Origin of the sequence: Streptomyces sp. NPDC059567 (assembly GCF_042735655.1) — a bacterium.
Lineage (GTDB): Bacteria > Actinomycetota > Actinomycetes > Streptomycetales > Streptomycetaceae > Streptomyces.
The window spans coordinates 70,893-93,044 of the sequence record NZ_JBHWBS010000020.1 but is presented as its reverse complement, the minus strand read 5'-3'; the positions used below and the strand labels follow the sequence as shown (position 1 = coordinate 93,044).

General features: G+C 70.8%; 19 protein-coding genes and 1 pseudogene. 14 read left to right on the top strand and 6 right to left on the bottom strand.

All coding sequences use genetic code 11. The features are described from left to right. Window positions 1-112: 112 nt before the first annotated feature. Window positions 113-286: a hypothetical protein gene (locus tag ACFVZW_RS12665; protein ID WP_315893340.1), complete on the bottom strand. Its 174-nt coding sequence runs from the start codon at window positions 284-286 to the stop codon at window positions 113-115. A 386-nt stretch (window positions 287-672) separates the two neighbouring features. On the opposite strand from ACFVZW_RS12665, the gene ACFVZW_RS12660 reads away from it, so the two are divergent. The 4 genes from ACFVZW_RS12660 to ACFVZW_RS12645 all read left to right on the top strand — a co-directional run bounded on the left by ACFVZW_RS12660 (window position 673) and on the right by ACFVZW_RS12645 (window position 4,275). Continuing rightward, window positions 673-1,326: a response regulator transcription factor gene (locus ACFVZW_RS12660; RefSeq protein WP_132914883.1), complete on the top strand. Its 654-nt coding sequence runs from the start codon at window positions 673-675 to the stop codon at window positions 1,324-1,326. 4 nt (window positions 1,327-1,330) lie between these two features. Beyond that, window positions 1,331-2,566, top strand: coding sequence for a sensor histidine kinase (locus ACFVZW_RS12655; protein ID WP_384520200.1), 1,236 nt, complete (start codon window positions 1,331-1,333; stop codon window positions 2,564-2,566). Window positions 2,567-2,961: 395 nt separating this feature from the next. Then, complete coding sequence (locus tag ACFVZW_RS12650; protein ID WP_003955561.1) at window positions 2,962-3,258, top strand: DUF4193 domain-containing protein; 297 nt, start codon at window positions 2,962-2,964, stop codon at window positions 3,256-3,258. A 12-nt stretch (window positions 3,259-3,270) separates the two neighbouring features. Further along, window positions 3,271-4,275, top strand: coding sequence for a hypothetical protein (locus tag ACFVZW_RS12645; RefSeq protein WP_384520198.1), 1,005 nt, complete (start codon window positions 3,271-3,273; stop codon window positions 4,273-4,275). On the opposite strand, the gene ACFVZW_RS12640 is transcribed toward ACFVZW_RS12645, so the two are convergent. Next, entirely contained in the window at window positions 4,272-4,805 is a 534-nt protein-coding gene (locus tag ACFVZW_RS12640; RefSeq protein ID WP_384520196.1) for a DUF3093 domain-containing protein, read from the bottom strand. The genes ACFVZW_RS12645 and ACFVZW_RS12640 overlap by 4 nt on opposite strands. A gap of 58 nt (window positions 4,806-4,863) precedes the next feature. On the opposite strand from ACFVZW_RS12640, the gene ACFVZW_RS12635 reads away from it, so the two are divergent. The 8 genes from ACFVZW_RS12635 (at window position 4,864) to ACFVZW_RS12600 (ending at window position 12,492) form a co-directional block, all read left to right on the top strand. After that, the gene (locus tag ACFVZW_RS12635; protein WP_384520195.1) at window positions 4,864-5,448 is read left to right on the top strand and encodes a PaaI family thioesterase; all 585 of its coding nucleotides are present in this window, start codon (window positions 4,864-4,866) and stop codon (window positions 5,446-5,448) included. Further along, window positions 5,448-5,960 carry a dUTP diphosphatase gene (dut, locus tag ACFVZW_RS12630; protein WP_384520193.1) on the top strand — a complete coding sequence of 171 codons (513 nt, stop codon included), beginning with the start codon at window positions 5,448-5,450 and terminating at the stop codon, window positions 5,958-5,960. The genes ACFVZW_RS12635 and dut overlap by 1 nt, the downstream gene beginning before the upstream one ends. A gap of 1 nt (window position 5,961) precedes the next feature. Continuing rightward, window positions 5,962-6,720: a DUF3710 domain-containing protein gene (locus tag ACFVZW_RS12625; protein ID WP_329114961.1), complete on the top strand. Its 759-nt coding sequence runs from the start codon at window positions 5,962-5,964 to the stop codon at window positions 6,718-6,720. A 258-nt stretch (window positions 6,721-6,978) separates the two neighbouring features. After that, window positions 6,979-7,707, top strand: a complete 729-nt coding sequence (locus ACFVZW_RS12620) for an ABC transporter ATP-binding protein (protein ID WP_384520190.1) — start codon at window positions 6,979-6,981, stop codon at window positions 7,705-7,707. A gap of 177 nt (window positions 7,708-7,884) precedes the next feature. After that, window positions 7,885-10,431 (top strand): ATP-binding protein, encoded by a 2,547-nt coding sequence (locus tag ACFVZW_RS12615; protein WP_384520189.1) that lies wholly within the window; start codon window positions 7,885-7,887, stop codon window positions 10,429-10,431. A gap of 103 nt (window positions 10,432-10,534) precedes the next feature. Further along, window positions 10,535-11,221, top strand: a complete 687-nt coding sequence (locus tag ACFVZW_RS12610; protein WP_376434998.1) for a response regulator — start codon at window positions 10,535-10,537, stop codon at window positions 11,219-11,221. A 113-nt stretch (window positions 11,222-11,334) separates the two neighbouring features. Further along, the gene (locus ACFVZW_RS12605) at window positions 11,335-11,733 is read left to right on the top strand and encodes an OB-fold nucleic acid binding domain-containing protein (protein ID WP_361441847.1); all 399 of its coding nucleotides are present in this window, start codon (window positions 11,335-11,337) and stop codon (window positions 11,731-11,733) included. Window positions 11,734-11,736: 3 nt separating this feature from the next. Continuing rightward, a complete protein-coding gene (locus ACFVZW_RS12600; RefSeq protein ID WP_384520187.1) occupies window positions 11,737-12,492 on the top strand; it encodes a DUF3159 domain-containing protein in 756 nt (251 codons plus the stop codon). A gap of 131 nt (window positions 12,493-12,623) precedes the next feature. Here the strand turns inward: ACFVZW_RS12600 and ACFVZW_RS12595 are convergent, their stop codons facing one another. Then, window positions 12,624-13,304 (bottom strand): TrkA family potassium uptake protein, encoded by a 681-nt coding sequence (locus ACFVZW_RS12595; protein WP_329114949.1) that lies wholly within the window; start codon window positions 13,302-13,304, stop codon window positions 12,624-12,626. After that, complete coding sequence (locus ACFVZW_RS12590) at window positions 13,304-13,972, bottom strand: potassium channel family protein (RefSeq protein ID WP_384520185.1); 669 nt, start codon at window positions 13,970-13,972, stop codon at window positions 13,304-13,306. Before ACFVZW_RS12590 ends, ACFVZW_RS12595 begins: the two co-directional genes overlap by 1 nt. 234 nt (window positions 13,973-14,206) lie before the next feature. Between ACFVZW_RS12590 and ACFVZW_RS12585 the strand changes: the two genes are divergently transcribed. Continuing rightward, a complete protein-coding gene (locus tag ACFVZW_RS12585; RefSeq protein WP_384520183.1) occupies window positions 14,207-16,255 on the top strand; it encodes an APC family permease in 2,049 nt (682 codons plus the stop codon). An 87-nt stretch (window positions 16,256-16,342) separates the two neighbouring features. Beyond that, a complete protein-coding gene (locus ACFVZW_RS12580; RefSeq protein ID WP_384520181.1) occupies window positions 16,343-17,671 on the top strand; it encodes a class I SAM-dependent RNA methyltransferase in 1,329 nt (442 codons plus the stop codon). Between the two features lie 165 nt (window positions 17,672-17,836). On the opposite strand, the pseudogene ACFVZW_RS12575 reads toward ACFVZW_RS12580, so the two are convergent. Continuing rightward, a pseudogene (locus tag ACFVZW_RS12575) lies at window positions 17,837-18,020 on the bottom strand (ADP-ribosylglycohydrolase family protein); the annotation flags it as partial. Between the two features lie 532 nt (window positions 18,021-18,552). Continuing rightward, window positions 18,553-21,774: a DNRLRE domain-containing protein gene (locus ACFVZW_RS12570; RefSeq protein ID WP_384520179.1), complete on the bottom strand. Its 3,222-nt coding sequence runs from the start codon at window positions 21,772-21,774 to the stop codon at window positions 18,553-18,555. Window positions 21,775-22,152 lie beyond the last annotated feature (378 nt).

The following is a 22,152-nucleotide window of genomic DNA, read 5'->3' as shown; positions in this document are numbered from 1 at the left end:
GGGGGGGGGGGGGGGGGCGCCGGGGGGGGGGGGGGGGGCGCCGCGCCGGCGGCCCCCGGGGGGGGGCGGGCGGCGTGCGCCCCCCCCCCCCGGGGCCCCTCCGTGTCAGGGGTCAGGCGCTGGCGGCGCCGACCTCCACGCCGTGCTCGGCGGCCAGGCGGTGCAGGTCGTCGAGCTCGGCCTGCTCGACCTCCGCGAGGAAGTCGTCGCCCGTCTCGCGTGCCCGTGTGAGGTCGGTCTGCGCAGTCCTTATGCGCTGCAGCAGTCCTGCGGTGAAAGCGTCCATCGTGCGCCCCCTCGTCATGGGTCGGTGGCACGGGGGTGTGCCGAGGGTGGGGTGGATCACACGCTGCAACCTCTGGGGGACAGAGCGGCTTGTGGCGCGCCACATACAGGGCGTGATCGCGGGGTGTGCAGACGTCCTCCCCACGCCTTTCCTCACAGAAACCTCAACTGGCCCGTGAATCCGGTGAATTCTCCGCGCGCCCCTCTCCGACCCCAGTCATGCCCCCACAAGCCCCCTCCCCTCCCGCGAGCCCTCCCGCAGCTGCCCCTACGCCGTCTTACAGCCGGTTTACGCGCGTACCGGGCAGGATGGATACGCACAGTCAGTGCCCAAGAACCGCCCGGGTCCGCGTGATGGACAGGGGCTCTCAGAAAGGAATGACCGACGTGCGCGTACTCGTCGTCGAGGACGAGCAGCTGCTCGCCGATGCGGTGGCCACCGGACTGCGCCGGGAGGCCATGGCAGTCGACGTCGTGTACGACGGCGCCGCCGCCCTCGAGCGCATCGGGGTGAACGACTACGACGTGGTGGTCCTCGACCGGGACCTCCCCCTGGTCCACGGCGACGACGTCTGCCGCAAGATCGTCGAGCTGGGGATGCCCACCCGCGTCCTGATGCTCACGGCCTCGGGCGACGTCAGCGACCGCGTGGAGGGCCTGGAGCTGGGGGCCGACGACTATCTCCCCAAGCCCTTCGCCTTCACCGAGCTCACCGCGCGCGTGCGGGCCCTCGGCCGGCGCACCACGGTGCCGCTGCCGCCGGTCCTGGAGCGCGCCGGGATCAAGCTCGACCCGAACCGCCGCGAGGTCTTCCGCGACGGCAAGGAGGTCCAGCTCGCACCGAAGGAGTTCGCCGTCCTGGAGGTCCTGATGCGCAGCGAGGGCGCGGTCGTCTCGGCCGAGCAGCTCCTGGAGAAGGCCTGGGACGAGAACACGGACCCGTTCACCAACGTCGTACGGGTCACGGTGATGACCCTGCGCCGCAAGCTCGGCGAGCCGCCCGTCATCGTCACGGTCCCCGGCTCCGGTTACCGGATCTGACCCGGTGGCCGCGACCCCCGCGCCCCCTCAGGCGCCCCCGAAGCCGACCTGGGACCCCAGGGACCCGGTCAGGCCGCTGCTCCGTCCGACGATCCGGATACGGCTCACGCTCCTGTACGGCGGCATGTTCCTGATCGCCGGCATCCTGCTGCTGTCGATCATCTATCTGTTCACCGCACAGGCTCTGGGCGACAGCGCCTCGGAGCTGCCGTTCAAGGTCGTCGAGGGCAAGGTCCAGCCGACCACCTCCTGGTGTGAGCTGCCCGTCCAGGGCACCGGGGAGCAGCTCAACGAGGCCGTCTCCGCCTGCCTCCAGTACCAGCGGGACCAGGCGCTCGACGACCTCCTGCGCCGCTCGCTGTTCGCCCTCCTCGGCCTGAGCATCATCGCCTTCGCCTTCGGCTACGCGATGGCGGGCCGGGTCCTCTCCCCGCTCGGCCGGATCACCCGGACCGCCCGCCAGGTGGCCGGATCCGATCTGGCCCGGCGGATCGAGCTGGACGGCCCGGACGACGAGCTGAAGGAGCTCGCGGACACCTTCGACGAGATGCTGGAGCGTCTGGAGCGGGCCTTCACCGCCCAGCAGCGGTTCGTCGCGAACGCCTCGCACGAGCTGCGCACCCCGCTGGCGATCAACCGCACGCTCCTCGAGGTCCACCTCTCGGACCCCGGGGCGCCCGTGGAGCTCCAGCAGCTTGGCAAGACCCTGCTGGCCACCAACGAGCGCAGCGAGCAGCTGGTCGAGGGCCTGCTGCTGCTGGCCCGGAGCGACAACCAGATCGTGGAGCGCAAGCCCGTGGACCTCGCCGAGGTCGCCTCGCGCGCCATCGACCAGGTGCGCGCGGAGGCCGCGGCCAAGAGCGTGGAGATCCGCGGTGAGCGGGACGTGGCCGTCGTCCAGGGCAACGGCGTCCTGCTCGAGCGGATCGCCCTGAACCTGGTCCAGAACGCCGTGAGGTACAACGTGGCCGAAGGAGGCTGGGTCGAGGTCACCACCGAGACCGAGAACGGCCAGGCGGTCCTCGTCGTCTCGAACACGGGTCCCGTGGTTCCCGCGTACGAGATCGACAACCTCTTCGAGCCGTTCAGAAGGCTTCGGCAGGAGCGGACCGGGAGCGACAAGGGAGTCGGTCTCGGCCTGTCGATCGCACGTTCCGTCGCGCGTGCCCACGGTGGCCGTATCATCGCGGAGCCCCGCGAAGGCGGCGGTCTCGTGATGCGTGTCACTCTCCCGATCTGACACACTTCGGGTACCAGCCGGTTCCGTTCGCTTTGCGCGGAATTCGCGGATGCCGTTTCTGAGACGCTCATGTGTGATCGATCACAGGAGCGAGCATCCGGCTCTCTACTCTCCGTGATTGAGAAATCCTTCGGAAAACCCGGAAAAGTCCGGGTTTCCGGGGGCCTGGATGACGGGAAGTACACGGGGTGGCGCCCGTGAAGGACGGCAGGTGGACCGTGTACGGTCCCGTTCGCCACCCAAAGCCGATCACTCGTGAGAGGGCCGGTTGGGTGTCGATTGAGTAACAGACCTTGATGTGAGGCAAAATCTCCGCCTCGGGTCGGGCACAAGTCCGGCCTCTCACGCGTTACGTGCGCTGGAGACACCGCAACCACCCAGAGGGGGAGAGCGACATGGCAACGGATTACGACACCCCACGCAAGACCGACGACGACGTCGATTCGGACAGCCTTGAGGAACTGAAGGCCCGCCGGAACGACAAGTCGACCTCGACGGTCGACGTCGACGAGTTCGAGGCCGCAGAAGGCCTGGAGCTGCCCGGCGCCGATCTGTCGAACGAGGAGCTCGCCGTACGAGTCCTGCCCAAGCAGGCCGACGAGTTCACCTGCATGAGCTGCTTCCTCGTGCACCACCGCAGCCAGCTGGCCCGGGAGAAGAACGGTCAGCCGATCTGCCGCGACTGCGACTGAGATCGCTCTGCCGTGGCAGGCGACTCACCGTCTCGGAAGCGACGCTTCCGGCTTCCTGGGAGGCCGGAGGCGTATCAGGGCGGCTCGGACCCGGCGGAGGGTGCCCAGAAGGCCCCCGAAGCCGAGCAGAGCACCCTCCTGCCCTCCCTCGGCGCACGTGACGACGAGCGAGGCCCCTCGGCCTCGCTCGAGGCAGTCGTCACGACCGAGTCGGCCGGAACGCCCGAGCCGGTGGATCGGGAGGCCCCGCACGGCGGGCGCCGTCTCGACGCCGTCAGGCGCGTCGCCGATCCGGCACGCGCACAGCTGGACCGTATGAAACTCGACCGCGCGCGGATCGACGCCGTCAAACGCGGCGTGAAGCGTGGCGGCGAGAGCGCCAAAGCCGGGATCGGCTACCTCGCCGACCGGCTCATCGAGATCGCCCCGCGCATTCCCGTCCGGGACCTGGCGACCCTGCGCAGGCACTTTCCGGGCATGGGGCCCGAGCAGATCGCCGACAAACTCGTCGCGGGCGCCGCCAACGCCAGCTCGACCGTCGGCGCGGGCATCGGCGCCGCCGCGATGCTGCCCGTACCCCCCGCGATGCCGGCCGAGCTCGCGGCGGAGATCACCGGAGTCGCCGCGATCGAGCTCAAGCTCATCGCCGAGCTGCACGAGGTGTACGGCCTGCGGCCGCCCGGCACGCTCACCCAGCGATCGACCGCGTATCTGACCTCCTGGACGGAGGAACGGGGCATCGACCCCACCAAGCCGACCACCGTCAACGCGGCGCTCGGCGGACAGCTCAAGCGAGAGCTGCGCCAGCAGATCATGAAGCGCATGGTGCGCAACCTGCCGAACCTGATGCCGTTCATGGTCGGTGCCGCCGTCGGCGCCGTGATGAACCGCCGCGACACCAAGAAGCTCGCCCAGCACGTCCGCAAGGACCTGCGGAGGCGCCAGGTGCCCTGGAGCGCCCTGGAGGGGCTGCCCCCGCTGGAGCAGCCCGAGAACCCCAAGGAGATCGGCTTCTAGGCCTCGCCGGTCCGGACCTCGGCGGTCGACGCCTCGCCGGTCCCGGCGTCGGCGCCCGGGTCCTCCGCGCGTGCGGCCTCCAGGGCCGCGACGAGGCCCTCCGGGTCACGGCTGGACAGATAGACGTAAGGCGTCGGGTCCGCCGGGTCGGTCACCTCGACCCGGACCGCCCGCGGGACATAGCTGCGCAGCAGCATGAAGGCGCGCGGGTCCGCCTTGAACGTGCGCCAGGCGCGCGCCTCCTCCGCGTCCAGTACCTCCGGCGCGCCCATCGCCGAGACCGGGATCCGCGCGTCGCCCGCCACCAGCGAACCGGCCACCACCCGGATCCGGGCCGAGCCGTACGAGGAGACGACGACCGCCGCCAGCGCCGTCGCGGCGATCAGTCCGACCAGCGTCGGAACCGTACCCAGCGGAAACGTCACCAGACCGCCGGACAGGCCCAGCAGAGCCGTGATCACCCACCAGGAGCGGGGGGCGGTCAGACGTTCGTCGAAGCGCGGCGCGGAAGGCGGTACGGAAGGCTGCATACGTCCAAGCTTGGCACGGCGCGACCTGCGCCCGGCCTCGCGGGTAAGGTCTGCGGCTGTGACTGCAACATCTGCCGCCCTCACCCCGCCGGCCGACGCCATACCGCCGGTACGCCACCCCGACGCGCCCGCCCCCGGCGAGCTGCTCGGCGCGCACTACGAGTACTGCTTCGGGTGCGGCGGCGGGCAGCCCCACGGTCTCCACCTGGAGGCCCGGGCCGGCGGGGGCGTGACCGTCACCGCCGAGTTCACCGTGACCCCCGACCACCAGGGCGCCCCCGGGCTCGCGCACGGCGGCGTCCTCGCCACGGCGCTCGACGAGACCCTCGGCTCCCTGAACTGGCTGCTGCGGGTCATCGCCGTCACCGGCCGGCTGGAGACCGACTTCGCCCGGCCCGTTCCGGTCGGCACCGTCCTGCACCTGGAAGCCGCGGTCACCGCCGTGCACGGGCGCAAGATCTACTCGACCGCCACCGGCCGGATCGGCGGGCCCGAAGGCCCCGTCGCGGTCCGCGCCGACGCCCTCTTCATCGAGGTCAAGGTCGACCACTTCATCGACAACGGCCGCCCGGAGGAGATCCAGGCCGCCATGTCCGACCCCGACCAGGTCCGGCGCGCCCGCGCCTTCGAGGTGAACCCCTGATGCGCAACCCTGTCGACGTACTGATCCGGCGCCTGGACCCGGACGTACCGATCCCGGCCTACGGCCACCCCGGCGACGCCGGAGCCGATCTCGTGACCACCGAGGCGGCCGTCCTGGCCCCCGGGGAGCGGGCCGTGCTGCCCACCGGGGTCTCCATCGCCCTGCCCGACGGCTACGCCGCCTTCGTCCACCCGCGCTCCGGGCTCGCTGCCAGGTGCGGAGTCGCCCTCGTGAATGCCCCGGGGACGGTGGATGCCGGGTACCGTGGAGAGATCAAGGTGATCGTGGTCAATCTCGACCCGCGCGAAAGCGTGCGGTTCGAACGGTTCGACCGGATTGCCCAACTGGTCGTCCAGCAGGTCGAGAAGGTGCGCTTCCACGAGGTGGCGGAGCTTCCCGGCTCGGCGCGGGCCGAGGGGGGCTTCGGGTCCACCGGCGGTCATGCCGCCGTGGACGGCACAACGGGTGGGAATCGATACGCTTCGGTCGTATCCGACCGGGAAGGACAGTGACGTGTTCGGACGTCGCAAGAAGAGCGGTGCCGCTGAGGACGCAGCGGGCGAGGCCGAGCAGGTCGTCGACGAGGTCGGCACCGACGGTAAGGACGCCCCGCGTCGGGTGAACCTTCCGCCGGCCCCCCGCCCCGACGGGCCGTGGGACATCTCCGAGGTCTCCAAGCCCGAGGACGGGCGAGTGGACCTGGGTGGCATTTTCGTGCCCGGTGTCGAGGGCATGGAGCTTCGGGTCGAGGTGGCGGGCGACGCGATCGTCGCGGCGACCGTCGTCCTGCGCGACAGCGCCGTGCAGCTGCAGGCCTTCGCCGCACCGAAGAAGGAAGGCATCTGGGGCGAGGTCCGCGAGGAGATCGCCTCCGGCATCACCCAGCAGGGCGGTGTCATCGACGAGGTCGAGGGCCCGCTGGGCTGGGAGCTGCGGGCCCAGGTCCCGGTGCAGCTGCCCGACGGCACCGGCGGTGTGCAGCTGGTGCGTTTCGTGGGCGTCGACGGGCCCCGCTGGTTCCTGCGCGGAGTGATCTCCGGTCAGGGCGCTGTGCAGCCGGAGGCCGCCGGTCTGCTGGAGCAGATCGTGCGGGACACCGTCGTGGTCCGGGGCGAGGGCCCGATGGCCCCGCGCGACCCGATCGTCCTCAAGCTCCCCAACGACGCGCAGATGGTGCCCGAGGGTGTCCAGCAGGAGGAGCAGGAGGGCTCGCGCTTCTCCGGCGGCATGGGCCAGCTCCAGCGCGGACCGGAGATCACCGAGGTCCGCTGAACCCCTGATTCCGTGAGCCCGGTGGGGGGGGGGGGGGGCGCGGCTCCGCGGGTGCGCGGGCGGGTGGGGGCGGGCTCGGGGCCCGGGCGTGGGGGGGGGGGGGGGGGGGCCCCCCCGCGCGGGGGGGGGGGCGCGCCCCCCCCCCCCCCCCCCCCCCCGCCCCCCCCCCCCCCCCCGGCGTTTCCCGGACCCTGGCCCGGCGGCCCCTCGGCGGCACATACTGACGGGCGCACACGTTCGACGAGGGGGAGTGCGGGGATGAGTGACAGCAGCGCGCGGTCCGGCACGGCGGTGGCCGAGGACCCGTCCGGCGGACCCATGGTCCGGGTCGAGAACCTGCACCGCTCGTACGGTACGGGCGCAGCGGCCGTCCACGCCCTGCGCGGGGTCTCCTTCGACATCCCGCGCGGCGAGCTCGTCGCGCTCAAGGGCCGCTCCGGTTCCGGCAAGACCACGCTGCTCAACCTGGTCGGCGGCCTCGACAGCCCCGACGGCGGCCGGATCACCATCGGCGGCACGGACCTCGCGGAGCTCGGCGAGAACGGACTCCTGGAGCTGCGCCGGGACCGTATCGGCTTCATCTTCCAGTCCTTCGGGCTCATCCCGATCCTCACCGCCGCCGAGAACGTCGGCGTACCCCTCCGGCTGCGCAGGGCGGACCCGAAGGAGCGCGAGGAGCGGATCGCGCTCCTGCTCGCCCTGGTCGGCCTCGCCGACCACGCGGCCCAGCGGCCCGGCGAACTCTCCGGCGGCCAGCAGCAGCGCGTCGCCATCGCCCGCGCCCTCGCCAACAGGCCGGCCCTGCTGATCGCCGACGAGCCGACGGGCCAGCTCGACGCCGAGACCGGGCTCGCGGTGATGGAGCTCCTGCGCGCCGTGGTCCGCGGCGAGGGCGTCACGGCGCTCGTGGCCACGCACGACACCCAGCTGCTGGGGCTCGCGGACCGCGTGCTCGAACTGAGCGACGGCGAGATCATCGAGCACTGAAGATCCTGGATATCGGATATCGGATATCGGACATTGGACATTGGATTTCGGATCCGATATCCAATGTCCGATCTGCCCGCCGGACGGGCCGAAAGACACATCAGGATCCCGTCAATACGGCCCCCGGGCCTTGCCCCTCGTGCAGAATGTCCGTTTCGCTGGACGTAAGGTCATGCCATGGGACGCGGCAAGCTACGGATCTACCTGGGTGCGGCACCGGGCGTCGGCAAGACGTACGCGATGCTCTCCGAGGGGCACCGGCGCGTGGAGCGCGGCACGGACTGCGTCGTCGCCTTCGTCGAGCACCATGACCGTCCGCGTACGGAGGTCATGCTGCACGGCCTCGAGCAGGTGCCGCGCCGCACGCTCCAGTACCGCGACGCGACCTTCACCGAGATGGACGTGGACGCGGTCCTGGCCAGGAAGCCGGCCGTCGCGCTCGTCGACGAACTCGCCCACACCAACGTCCCCGGCTCCCGCAACGGCAAGCGCTGGCAGGACATAGAGGAACTGCTCGCCGCCGGGGTGGACGTCATATCGACGGTCAACATCCAGCACCTCGAATCCCTGGGCGACGTCGTCGAGTCGATCACCGGCGTGCGCCAGAAGGAGACCGTCCCCGACGAGGTCGTCCGCCGCGCCGACCAGATCGAGCTCGTCGACATGTCGCCCCAGGCCCTGCGCCGCCGCATGGCCCACGGAAACATATACAAGCCGGACAGGATCGACGCGTCCCTCGCCAACTACTTCCGCCCCGGCAACCTGACGGCGCTCCGCGAACTCGCGCTGCTGTGGACCGCGGACCGGGTCGACGAATACCTCCAGCAGTACCGGGGCGAGCACAACATCCGCTCCACCTGGCAGGCCCGTGAGCGGATCGTCGTCGGGCTCACCGGCGGACCCGAAGGCCGCACCCTCATCCGGCGCGCCTCCCGGCTGGCCGAGAAGGGCGCCGGCGGTGAGGTCCTCGCCGTCTACATCGCCCGCAGCGACGGCCTCACGGCCGCCTCGCCCAAGGAGCTCGCCGTCCAGCGGACCCTGGTCGAGGACCTCGGCGGAACGTTCCACCACGTCATAGGCGACGACATCCCCTCGGGCCTCCTCGAATTCGCGCGGGGCGTCAACGCCACTCAGATCGTCCTCGGCTCCAGCCGCCGCAAGACCTGGCAGTACATGCTCGGACCCGGCGTCGGCCAGACCGTCGCCCGTGAGTCGGGCCCCGACCTCGACGTCCACATCGTCACCCACGAGGAAGTCGCCAAGGGCCGCGGACTGCCCGTCGCCCGCGGCGCCCGCCTCGGCCGCTCCCGGATCATCTGGGGCTGGATCGTCGGCATCGCAGGACCCGGTCTGCTCGCCCTGCTGCTCACCCACGTCGACGCCGACCTCGGCCTCGCCAACGACATGCTGCTGTTCCTGGCACTGACCGTGGCCTCGGCGCTGCTCGGCGGACTCATGCCGGCGCTGGCCTCGGCCGCGTTCGGCTCGTTCCTGCTCAACTGGTTCTTCACCCCGCCCCTGCACCAGCTGACCATCGCCGACCCCAAGAACATCGTCGCGATCGCCGTCTTCTTCGGCGTCGCCATGTCGGTGGCCTCGGTCGTCGACCTGGCGGCCCGCCGCACCCACCAGGCCGCCCGGCTGCGCGCCGAGGCCGAGACGCTCTCCTTCCTCGCGGGCAGCGTGCTGCGCGGCGAGACGAGCCTGGAGTCCCTCCTCGAACGGGTCAGGGAGACCTTCGCCATGGAGTCCGTCGCCCTGCTGCAACGGCAGAGCGACGTCGAGCCGTGGACCTGTGCGGCGAGCGTGGGCGCGCACCCCGTGTCCCGTCCCGAGGACGCGGACGTGGACATGCCCGTCGGAGAGCACCTGGCCCTCGCCCTGACCGGCCGGGTGCTGCCCGCGGAGGACCGGCGGGTGCTGGGCGCGTTCGCGGCGCAGGCCGCGGTGGTACTGGACCGGCAGCGGCTCGTCGGCGAGGCCGAGGAGGCCCGCAAGCTGGCCGAGGGCAACAAGATCCGTACGTCCCTGCTCGCGGCGGTCAGCCATGACCTGCGTACCCCGCTCGCCGGCATCAAGGCGGCCGTCTCCTCCCTGCGCTCCGACGACGTCGAATGGTCCGAGGAGGACCGCGCCGAGCTGCTGGAGGGCATCGAGGACGGCGCCGACCGGCTCGACCACCTGGTGGGCAATCTCCTCGACATGTCCCGGCTCCAGACCGGCACCGTCACCCCGCTGATCCGTGCGATCGACCTCGACGAGGTCGTTCCCATGGCGCTCGGCGGGGTTCCCGACGGCAGCGCCGAGCTGGACATCCCCGAGACCCTCCCGATGGTCGAGGTCGACAAGGGGCTCCTGGAGCGGGCCGTCGCCAACATCGTCGAGAACGCCGTGAAGTACAGCCCGCCGGACGTGCCGGTGGCCGTCTCCGCCAGCGCTCTGGGCGAGAGGGTCGAACTGCGCGTCGTGGACCGGGGGCCGGGGGTGCCCGACGAGAGCAAGGACGGCATCTTCGAGCCGTTCCAGCGCTTCGGGGACGCCCCACGCGGCTCGGGGGTCGGCCTCGGGCTCGCGGTCGCCCGCGGCTTCGTCGAGGCGATGGGCGGCACCATCACCGCCGAGGACACGCCCGGCGGCGGACTCACCATGACCCTCACCCTCCGGGCCGTGACAGGACGGCGGCCACCGCCGACCGCCGACGTACCCGCCCGGGTGATTTCTTGAGGTGGGGGATCCGACCGCGCGATCCGATCGTTCGGTCCTTCGACGTGATCCGAACGCGAGCAGTACGACCCTCAAGAGACCGACAGAGAGAAGGAAGCCTTCGATGACCCGGGTTCTCGTCGTCGACGACGAGCCGCAGATCGTCCGCGCGCTGGTGATCAACCTCAAGGCGCGGAAGTACGAGGTGGACGCGGCGCCCGACGGCGCCACCGCCCTCCGGATGGCCGCCGAGCGCCACCCCGATGTGGTCGTCCTCGACCTCGGACTGCCCGACCTCGACGGCGTCGAGGTCATCAAGGGCCTGCGCGGCTGGACGCGGGTACCGATCCTGGTGCTCTCGGCGCGGCACACCTCGGACGAGAAGGTCGAGGCGCTGGACGCGGGCGCCGACGACTACGTCACCAAGCCCTTCGGGATGGACGAGCTCCTGGCCCGGCTGCGCGCCGCGGTCCGCCGGGCCGAGCCGGTCGGCGGCGGCGAGGACGGCGTCGTGGTCGTCGAGACCGAGGGCTTCACGGTCGACCTGGCCGCGAAGAAGGTCCACCGGGACGGGCGCGACGTCCGCCTCACGCCCACCGAGTGGCACCTGCTCGAAGTCCTCGTCCGCAACAGCGGGCGCCTGGTCAGCCAGAAGCAGCTCCTCCAGGAGGTCTGGGGCCCCTCGTACGGCACCGAGACCAACTATCTGCGGGTCTACATGGCGCAGCTGCGGCGCAAGCTGGAGGCCGATCCCTCGCACCCCCGGCACTTCGTCACCGAACCGGGCATGGGCTACCGCTTCGAGCGCTGAGAACGGCACCGGAACGGGCGCCGAGAGCGGCGCCGGGACGGGCTCCGGGGGTGTCGGAGGAGTCGGCGACGACGGCCGGTTCCGCTGTCGGCGGGGGCCGGTACGCTTTCTGTATGAGTGCTGCACCGCGTACAGAGAAGCCGGCCGGACGGTTCCGCCGGATGCTCGACCGGCTGTCCACCTCGCAGGAGGAGCTGGAGTCCGTCGAGCTCCAGGAGGACGCCGAGGCGTCGGGCTGCACGCGTATCTCCGACTGCTCCGACCGCCAGATAGTCAAGGTGACTGGTACCTTGCGCACGGTCACCCTGCGTCCTCGGGCCGGTGTCCCGGCCCTCGAGGCCGAGCTGTTCGACGGCACGGCCCCGCTGGACGTGGTGTGGCTGGGCCGGCGGTCCATCGTGGGCATCGAGCCGGGCCGCAAGCTGATCGCCTCCGGTCGCATCTCGATGAGCCACGGCCGGCGGGTCCTCTTCAACCCCAAATACGAGCTCCGACCGCTCGGACAGGAGTAGCCGGTGACGTCGTTCGACAAGCCGACGACGGATCAGGACGCCCAGGACACTCAGGCGAGCCAAGATTCCCAGGCCGCGAAGGAGGTCACCGAGGCCGCGCTGTTCGAGGCCTTCGGCGGCCTGCGGGGCATGGTCGAGACGGTCCTGCCCGGCCTTCTCTTCGTCACGATCTTCACGATCAACAAGGACCTGCACACCTCGGCGATCGCGGCACTCGCGGTCTCCGTGGTCCTCGTCGCCGTCCGGCTGATCCGCCGGGACACCGTCAAGCACGCGTTCAGCGGTGTCTTCGGCGTGGCGTTCGGCGTGGTCTTCGCGATGATGACGGGCAACGCCAAGGACTTCTATCTGCCGGGCATGCTGTACACGCTGGGCCTCGCCCTCGCGTACATCGTCACCGCGCTCGCGGGCGTCCCGCTGATCGGCCTGATCCTCGGCCCGGTCTTCAAGGAGAACCTCTCCTGGCGGACCCGTAACCCCGGCCGCAAGAAGGCGTACACGAAGGCGAGCTGGGCGTGGGGCCTGATCCTGCTCGGCAAGTGCGCGATCCTCTTCCCGATGTACTGGTGGGCCGACACGACCAAGTTCGGCTGGGTCCTGGTCGCGCTGAAGATCCCGCCCTTCCTGCTCGCGGTGTACCTGACGTGGGTCTTCCTCGCGAAGGCGCCGCCGCCCATCGACGTCTTCGCCGAGATGGAGGCCGAGGAAGAGGCCGAGAAGGCCCGCAAGGCGGCCGCGTCGCGACAGCCCGAGGCGTAACGCACAGAGCGCGGGTGCACAGGGCGCGTGGCGCAGAGGGCGCGGGCGCACAGGGCGCGTGGCGCAGACAGAAGGGCCCGGGACCTCTCAAGGTCCCGGGCCCTTCCACGTAACAGCGCGTCGGCTTCGGATCAGCTCGCCGACGACGTGTCGCGGCGGACCGACAGCAGGTCCTCCAGCTGCTCCTCGCGCGCCTGGGCGGCCACGAAGAGGAGCTCGTCGCCCGCCTCCAGGGTCTCCTCAGGGCTCGGGGTGAGCACCCGCGAGCCGCGGATGATCGTCACCAGGGAGGTGTCCTGCGGCCAGGCCACATCGCCCACCGCCGTACCCGCGATCGCCGACTCCGGCGGGAGCGTCAGCTCCACGAGGTTCGCGTCACCGTGGCTGAAGCGCAGCAGCCGGACCAGGTCGCCGACGCTCACCGCCTCCTCCACCAGAGCCGACATCAGACGCGGCGTCGACACGGCGACGTCCACGCCCCAGGACTCGTTGAAGAGCCACTCGTTCTTCGGGTTGTTCACCCGGGCCACCACGCGCGGCACGCCGTACTCGGTCTTCGCGAGCAGTGAGACGACCAGGTTGACCTTGTCGTCACCCGTGGCCGCGATCACCACGTTGCAGCGCTGCAGCGCCGCCTCGTCGAGCGAGGTGATCTCACAGGCGTCGGCGAGCAGCCACTCCGCCTGCGGCACCCGCTCCACCGAGATGGCCGTCGGGGCCTTGTCGATCAGGAGCACCTCGTGCCCGTTCTCCAGGAGCTCGCCCGCGATGGAGCGGCCCACCGCACCCGCGCCCGCAATAGCGACACGCATCAGTGACCGCCCTCCTCAGGACCCTCGGCGAAGGCCGCCTCGACCTTCGCGATCTCGTCCGTACGCATCATCACGTGCACGAGGTCGCCCTCCTGCAGCACGGTCTGCGACGTGGGGATGATCGACTCGCCGAGCCGGGTGAGGAACGCCACGCGCACACCCGTCTCGTCCTGCAGCCTGCTGATCTTGTGGCCGATCCACGCCGGGGAGGTGTGCACCTCGGCGAGCTGCACGCCACCGCTGGGGTCGGTCCACAGCGGCTCCGCGCCGGACGGCAGCAGCCGTCGCAGCATCTGGTCGGCGGTCCAACGGACCGTGGCGACCGTGGGGATGCCGAGTCGCTGGTAGACCTCGGCGCGCCTCGGGTCGTAGATCCGGGCGGCCACGTTCTCGATGCCGAACATCTCGCGCGCGACCCGCGCCGCGATGATGTTCGAGTTGTCGCCGCTGCTCACGGCGGCGAAGGCGCCGGCCTCCTCGATCCCCGCCTCGCGCAGCGTGTCCTGATCGAAGCCGACGCCGGTGACACGGCGTCCGCCGAAGCCCGAGCCCAGACGGCGGAAAGCCGTCGGGTCCTGGTCCACGACGGCGACGGTGTGCCCCTGCTGCTCCAGGGTCTGCGCGAGAGCGGCTCCCACTCGCCCGCAGCCCATGATGACGATGTGCACGTCCCCTTACCCCGCACTCCTGATCGTCTTACTGACCTGCGAATACACCCTGCTCACAACTTTCCTCACCCGACTGGCCCGGGCCGTGGCGAGCAGCGCCCTGCCGTGCTGCCCGATCCGAGCTTATGCGGCAACGCCGAGCGGGACCGCATCCGAGGTCGGGGCCACGGAGATTCCGTGCGGATTGGGGGTCGCGGTGAGCACGGCTCTTTTCGAACGCTTACGATCCTCTCCGTGTCCAAACTGACCGACCTGCCCAAACGGATCCTGATCGGACGGGCTCTGCGCAGCGACAAGCTCGGAGAGACCCTTCTCCCGAAGCGCATCGCCCTCCCCGTCTTCGCCTCCGACCCGCTGTCCTCGGTGGCGTACGCACCCGGCGAGGTGCTGCTCGTCCTGTCGATCGCGGGTCTGTCGGCCTACCACTTCAGCCCGTGGATCGCGCTGGCCGTCGTCGTCCTGATGTTCACGGTCGTCGCCTCCTACCGGCAGAACGTCCACGCCTACCCGAGCGGCGGCGGCGACTACGAGGTCGCCAACACCAACCTCGGTCCGAAGGCCGGACTGACCGTCGCCAGCGCCCTGCTCGTCGACTACGTCCTGACCGTCGCCGTCTCGATCTCCTCCGGGATCGAGAACCTCGGCTCGGCCATTCCGTTCGTCGTCGAGAACAAGGTCCTCTGCGCTGTCGCCGTCATCATTCTGCTGACGCTGATGAACCTGCGCGGAGTGAAGGAGTCGGGCAGCCTCTTCGCCATCCCGACCTACGTCTTCGTCGCCGGCGTCTTCATCATGATCGCCTGGGGCGCGTACAAGGGGATCGTCCTCGACGAGACCATGAAGGCCCCCACCGCCGACTTCGAGATCAAGCCCGAACACCAGGGCCTCGCCGGCTTCGCGCTCTTCTTCCTGCTGCTGCGCGCCTTCTCCTCCGGCTGTGCCGCCCTCACCGGCGTCGAGGCGATCTCCAACGGCGTCCCCGCCTTCCGCAAGCCCAAGTCGAAGAACGCCGCCACCACGCTCGCGCTCATGGGCGCGCTGGCCGTCACCATGTTCTGCGGCATCATCTTCCTGGCGCTGGCCACCGACGTACGGATGGCCGAGAAGCCCGCCCAGGACCTCCTGCTCAACGGTGTGCCGGTCGGCGAGAGCTACGTCCAGGACCCGGTCATCTCACAGGTCGCGGCCGCCGTGTTCGGCGACGGAACGTTCTTCTTCGTCCTCCTCGCCGCGGCCACCGCGCTCGTCCTCTTCCTGGCCGCCAACACGGCGTACAACGGCTTCCCGCTCCTCGGCTCGATCCTCGCCCAGGACCGGTACCTGCCGCGCCAGCTGCACACCCGCGGCGACCGCCTCACCTTCTCCAACGGCATCGTGCTCCTCGCCGGCGCCGCCGCCCTCCTCGTCTGGGTCTACGGGGCCGACTCGACGAAGCTGATCCAGCTGTACATCGTCGGCGTCTTCGTCTCCTTCACCCTCAGCCAGACCGGCATGGTCCGGCACTGGAACCGGCACCTGAAGACCGAGAAGGACCCGGCCAAGCGCCGCCACATGATCCGCTCCCGCGCGATCAACACCTTCGGCGCCTTCTTCACCGGCCTCGTCCTGGTCGTCGTCCTCGCCACCAAGTTCACGCACGGCGCCTGGGTCGCGCTGCTCGGCATGGTGATCTTCTACGGGACGATGACCGCGATCCGCCGGCACTACGACTCCGTGGCGGAGGAGATCGCCGCCGCCGAGGAGCGCCCCGACGAGTACGTACGCCCCTCGCGCGTCCGCTCCGTCGTCCTCGTCTCCAAGCTGCACAAGCCGACGCTGCGGGCGCTCGCCTACGCCAAGCTGCTGCATGCGAACGAGCTGGAGGCGCTGAGCGTCAACGTCGACCCGGCCGAGACCAGGGCGCTCAAGGAGGAGTGGGAGCGGCGCGGGATCAACGTACCGCTCAAGATCCTCGACTCGCCGTACCGCGAGATCACCCGGCCGGTGATCGAGTACGTGAAGAACATCCGCCGCGAGAGCCCGCGCGACGCCGTCTCCGTCTACATCCCGGAGTACGTCGTCGGGCACTGGTACGAGCACCTGCTGCACAACCAGAGCGCGCTGCGGCTCAAGGGCCGCCTGCTCTTCACGCCCGGCGTGATGGTGACGTCCGTCCCGTACCAGCTGCAGTCCTCCGAGGCCGCGAAGAAGCGGGCCAGGAAGCGTCAGGACTGGAACGCGCCGGGTTCGGTGCGCCGTGGCCCGGTCGAGAAGCGCTCGAAGGAGCCCGCGGCCAAGAGCTGAGGCGTCCCGCGTCGCCACGGACACGTAGACTGGTGGGCTGCCGCGCTGCGGCGGCCCACCTCTCTCATTCTCTGGAGTTCCCCCGTCATGCAGAACGCACCTGTTTCTTCGTTGGTCGGGGAAGAGTACGAGGTCGAGGTCGGCCCGGTGGCGCACGGCGGCCACTGCATCGCACGTACGGAGGCCGGCCGCGTCCTCTTCGTCCGGCACGCACTGCCGGGCGAGCGGGTCGTCGCCCGGGTCACCGAGGGCGAGGAGACCTCCCGCTTCCTGCGCGCGGACGCGGTCACGGTCCTGGAGGCGTCCAAGGACCGGGTGGAGGCGCCCTGCCCCTTCGCGGGCCCGGGCAAGTGCGGCGGCTGTGACTGGCAGCACGCCAAGCCGGGCGCCCAGCGCCGCCTCAAGGGCGAGGTCATCGCCGAGCAGCTGCAGCGCCTGGCCGGGCTCACCCCAGAGGAGGCCGGCTGGGACGGCACCGTCATGCCGGCCGAGGGCGACAAGCTCCCGGCGGGCGAGGTTCCGCAGTGGCGTACGCGCGTCCAGTACGCCGTGGACACCGAGGGCCACGCGGGCCTGCGCCGCCACCGCTCGCACGAGGTCGAGGTGATCGACCACTGCATGATCGCGGCCGAGGGCGTCTCCGAGCTCGGCATCGAGAAGCGGACCTGGGAGGGCATGGCCTCGATCGAGGCGATCGCCGCCTCGGGCTCCGGCGACCGTCAGGTCGTCCTGACCCCCCGCCCCGGCGCGCGCCTTCCCCTCGTGGAGCTGGACAAGCCGGTCTCGGTCCTCCGCGTCGACGAGAAGGACGGCGGCGTCCACCGTGTCCACGGCCGCCCCTTCGTCCGCGAGCGCGCCGACGACCGCACGTACCGCGTCGGCAACGGCGGCTTCTGGCAGGTCCACCCGCAGGCGGCCCAGACCCTCATGCTCGCCGTCATGCAGGGCCTGACCCCCCGCAAGGGCGAGACGGCCCTCGACCTCTACTGCGGCGTCGGCCTCTTCGCGGGCGCCATCGCCGACCGCGTGGGCGACCAAGGCGCGGTCCTCGGCATCGAGTCGGGCAAGCGCGCGGTCGAGGACGCCCGCCACAACCTCGAGGCCTACGACCGCGTCCGCATCGAACAGGGCAAGGTCGACCAGGTCCTCCCGCGCACCCGCATCACCGAGGTGGACCTCATCGTCCTGGACCCGCCCCGCGCGGGCGCCGGCAAGCAGACGGTCAAGCACCTCGCGACCCTGGGGGCACGCCGCATCGCCTACGTGGCCTGCGACCCGGCGGCCCTGGCACGCGACATCGCGTACTTCAAGGAGGGCGGCTACCGGGTACGGACGCTGCGGGCGTTCGACCTGTTCCCGATGACCCACCACGTGGAGTGCGTCGCGATCCTTGAGCCGGTGAAGAAGGACGCCTGACCTGGGGCTTTGTGGGTGCGCGGTATGTGCCGTGTGGGCGCTACGGACGACATCTTGACGCTGAGATGACGCTCGTTCTGGCGGGGTGTCACCTGGTGGAGATCGTGCAGGTCACGCTGGGGGGAGGCGCACTTCCGGATGACCGGCCACCCAGCACGCGGACGACTACCTCGTGCACGTCGCCGGCCATCCCGGTGAGGCTCCCGCAGGGCCGCGCAGCGCAGGCGGCCCCTGGGGTCATCTCCATCGCGAAGTCGTCGGCCAGTTCCAGGATCGTGGGGCGGCCCTCCAGTTCGGCCGGCCAGACCGGCGGGAGGGCCGTTTCGCCGAGGAGCGCGCCGGTGAGGGTGGCGGCCGGACACCGCGACGGCGGGCCCTGCCGAGCCCCACTTGTCCCGTGCGCGAATGTCCCCGACGCACGTGAGCTTCAGGGCCGCGCGGCGCGTCGTGTGCGGGGGAGGGTGCGGTCGTCAGGCCGCTGACCGGCATCCGAGCCGCGGCGACCGTGGCGGGTGTGGCGGGTGTGGCGGTGTTGGACACCGTGAAGCCGTGGACCGGGCCCTCTCCCGACCGCGTGTGCGGGGCGGGATCCTGGCCCGGTTCAGGGCACTCAGAGGGCGGCGATCCGTACGTCCGGAGGGCGATGCTGCCTCGTAGCCGTACAGGACGGGAAAAGGGGTGTGGGGCCCGGGGCCCCGGGGGGCGCGGGCGCCCCCCCGGTGGGGGGCGGACCACCCCCCACGCTCCCTGCCGCCGCCCCCGCCGCTGGGGACCTCCCCGTGCCGTGGGCTCGCCGTCCCCCACAGCCCCTACCCCACGTTCCCCTCGTGCCCCCCCCCCCCCCCCCGCGCCCCCGCCAAACACCCGGTGGTCGGCCGGACTCACCCGAAGGCGAGCTTGTCGCCCCAGCCCGACCCGATGACCGTCTTCACCGGGGCATTGGTGTTGGTGGTCGACGGGTGGTAGATGGACATGTGGCCGTCGGACTTGAACCGGGCCCAGATGTCCGGGATCCCGTCGCCATTGATGTCCGGGATGCCGATCGCCGCGTCGACGTTGGCCTCGGTCCAGCTGTTGCCGAAGGGCTCGTCCCCGTTGACGGCGTTGTTGGCCAGCATCAGGGAGTTGAGGTCGACACCGCCGGCCGCGCCGGGCTTGCCGCGGCGCAGGTACATGTTGCCGTTGTCCAGGTTCCGCCAGAGCAGGTCGGCCACGCCGTCCTTGTTCATGTCGGCCAGATTGACGATGTCACGGCGTGCCCAGGCGTCCGGGTTCATGTGCGTCGCGGTCTGGAAGGCACCACCGGTGTAGCCGGAGAGCACCCAGAACCCGGCCGCGTCGCGCAGCACCACGTCCGACAGCTTGTCGCCCGTGATGTCGCCGAGGACCTTCATCTGGATCCAGGTGGACGGCGCCGGCGCGTTCGACGGGAGCCGCACCTTCATGCGCTGCTCGACGTCGAAGGAGCCGTATCCGTCACCCGGGTAGAGCCAGAAGCCGCCGTCCGGGGTGCGGGCGAACAGGTCCGCCGTGCCGTCGCCGGGATAGACGTCCTGGTAGTGGCCGATCAGCGCGGCCTTGTTGCCGAGCGTCGAGGCGGGTTCGTACCAGTGGCCCGGCGGGTTGAGCGTCGTGGTGCCGTTCTTGTTCCGGAGGTACGAGGACGTCAGCTGGCCGTACAGCTCGCCGCCCGGCTGCTCCGTGCCGGCGACGGGCGTGCCCGGGTACGTCCTCAGCACGCCGGCGGCGTCGATGACCAGCAGGTCGGGAGTGCCGTCGCCGCCCGTGTCACCGGGGGCGTCGGCGTTGTTCTTCGGCGGGACGTAGGTCGTGTGGCTGGTTACCTTGCTCGGGTTGCCGAGGTTGTCGTAGGCGTACACCAGGAGGGTGTTGGGCCCGGCGGTCAGCGGCCTCAGGTCCGGGACGGTGGCGACGCCGTTGGCGTCGGCGTCGACCGGGACCGGGGCGACGCCGCCCCAGGCGTACGTGAACCTCACGGCACCGGGGGACTCGAAGGTGATCGGACCGGTCTGGCCGAAGTTCACCGTTGCCCAGGTGGCGCCGTCCGAGGTGACCGGCCGCCACACGTCACTGGTGACGATGGGCTGGGACGGTCCGCTCGGGTCGACCGTGATCCGGCAGGGCTCGGTCCCCGGCGGGTAGACCGAGGACGTGGCACCCGCCAGGTCCTCGCCCATGGCGTCCCACGAGAAGGTGGTGTTGGTGATGACGTCCTTCAGCAGCGGGTCGGTGACCGGGATGGTCAGCGTGGCGGTGCCGCCGGTCGCGCCGATCGTGTAGTAGGTGCCGGTCGGGATGGCGCCGCCCGTCTTCCAGAACCGGAACCGGACCCGCTTCATGTTGTTGTCGGGGTCCTTGGCGGTCACCCTCAGGGTGATGTTGGTCTTGCCGACCGTCACGCCCGCGCCGGGACCCGGAGTGCAGGGACCACCCGGGGTCGAGCTGCCGAGGGTGGGCTCGGACGGGTTGCGGTTGTAGACGGATTCGATGACCGCGGAGGTCGCCTTGAACTTCCGCCAGGTCTGCGTGTCGCCCTCGCTCGTGGCCCGCATGCCCAGGGTCACGGTGGCGTGGCCGTTGGTGGTGGCGTACTGGGCCGCGTCCTTGACGTTGAAGGCCTCGTATTCGTCCGGGCAGGTCGAGCCCGACCCCGGCCAGCCGTGCGCGAAGGACTTGCGCTGGAGCTCGTCGGACCAGCTCGGCTGCGCGCTCCACGTCGTACCGGACGAGATCGGACCGGTGCGCCAGATCTGGAACTCGCGGTTCGTGCAGGACCAGGAGTGGACGTTGAGCACCTTGAAGGTGGCGCTCGTGACCGTGGCGCCCTTGATGGTCTTGTCCCAGTCCATGCGCCAGAACGAGCGGGCGGTGCCGTTGGTCTCGTTCTCGCTGCCGACCCGGGCCTCGGAGGTGCCGGAGTTGAAGTTGGTGCCGTTGAAGAAGCTCGTGGTCGGGTACGGCTTGTACGCCACGGTCCAGGCGTCCCAGCCGGGGTTCAGCGGCGGGTCGACGAACAGCGGGTAGCGGACGCCCGCGCGGCCGGCCAGGCCGGTGGCGGCGAAGCCGAGCTCCAGGCGGGCGGTGCCGGTGTTCTCACCGTCCAGGGCGATCGGCAGGGGCGCGGACTTCGCGCCGGGCTCGATGCCGCTGAGGCCGGACAGCTTCAGCACCTGGGCCGGGGTGCCCGTGGCCGTGAGGTTCGGGGTGCCCTCGGGCAGTTCGGGGTCGATGCCGCTGGAGTCCCAGGCGAACGGCGTGGGGATCGAGGCGATCTCCTTGCCGGCCTTGTCCAGGACCTGGACCCGGCTGGCCTTGCGGTCCTGCCGGAAGACGGCGGTGTCCGAGCGCAGCCCGTACGTGACGGTGGCCAGGGCCTTCTGGCGTGCGGCCTGGGGGGTCTTGACGATCAGGACCTGGGCCAGACCGCCCTCCTCACGGGCCACGACCAGCAGGTCGACGCCCGGCAGCACCTCGGAGTAGAGGGCGCGCGGGCCGTCGAGCACCGGCTCGGGCAGGGCGCCCGGCCAGGTGTACGCGATGGTGTGACCGCCGCCGAGGTCGAGCTCGGCCAGCACCGTCTCGCCCGGCGTCTCGGCGCGGGCGAACGAGCGGTCGGCACGGTCCTTCGGGGCGTTGCCGCTCGCAAAGCGGACGGGGGCGGCCGGGTTCACGGGTGCGATGCCGAGGCCCCGGGGAGCCTTGGCGGTTCGCTTGAGGGTGTTGTCGATCGCGGCCCACTCGCCCTTGGCGTTCTTCGCGCGGGTGGGTGCGGCCGTGGTCCGGGTCTTGAACTGCCCGTCGGGCAGCGCCCAGGTCAGCGAGGTGGCGGTGGTGGCCGTGTCGACGAGCACCTGCTTGCTGGTGCGCAGGGCCTGGGTCATGGCGGCGGCCTCGTCGCGCGGCCCGGTCGAGGCGGGCGCGGCGTCGGTGGCGCGGCCGTCGGCGGTGGTCGGAGACGAGCCGTCGAGCTGCCACCAGGGCAGCAGGGTGGCGGTCAGGGCGGCCAGGACGAGGCCGATGGTCAGGGACAACCGCGTGCGCGTGCGCACGAACGGTATGAGATATCGGGGCGGCGCGGTCACGGCGGTCTACTCCCGTGGGGACCAAGCGGATTGGGACAGCACAGACAGCCCCGTACGGCAGGCCGCGGGGCAGAAGGCGCGCACACGATCACACATGTGAGGGTGCGCGTCCATGCGTGATGAAGTTGTGAATCCGTTATGCGAATCCGGAAACCATGCGACGCGGTGTCAAGTGTGTCTGGTTCAGGGCTTTTCCGGGGGTGTATTGAACGAGATCGGGCGTTTCCCCCGATCCGCCTGATGGACCGTAACCGGAGCGGTCTGATCTCTTTCGCGGCGTGACGCAGATCACTCTCCGCCGAGTTCGAGCTGTAGACCGATCTTGAATTGCGTAGCGGACATGACAGAGAGTGCGCACGCACGCGCCTGAGCCAGGCG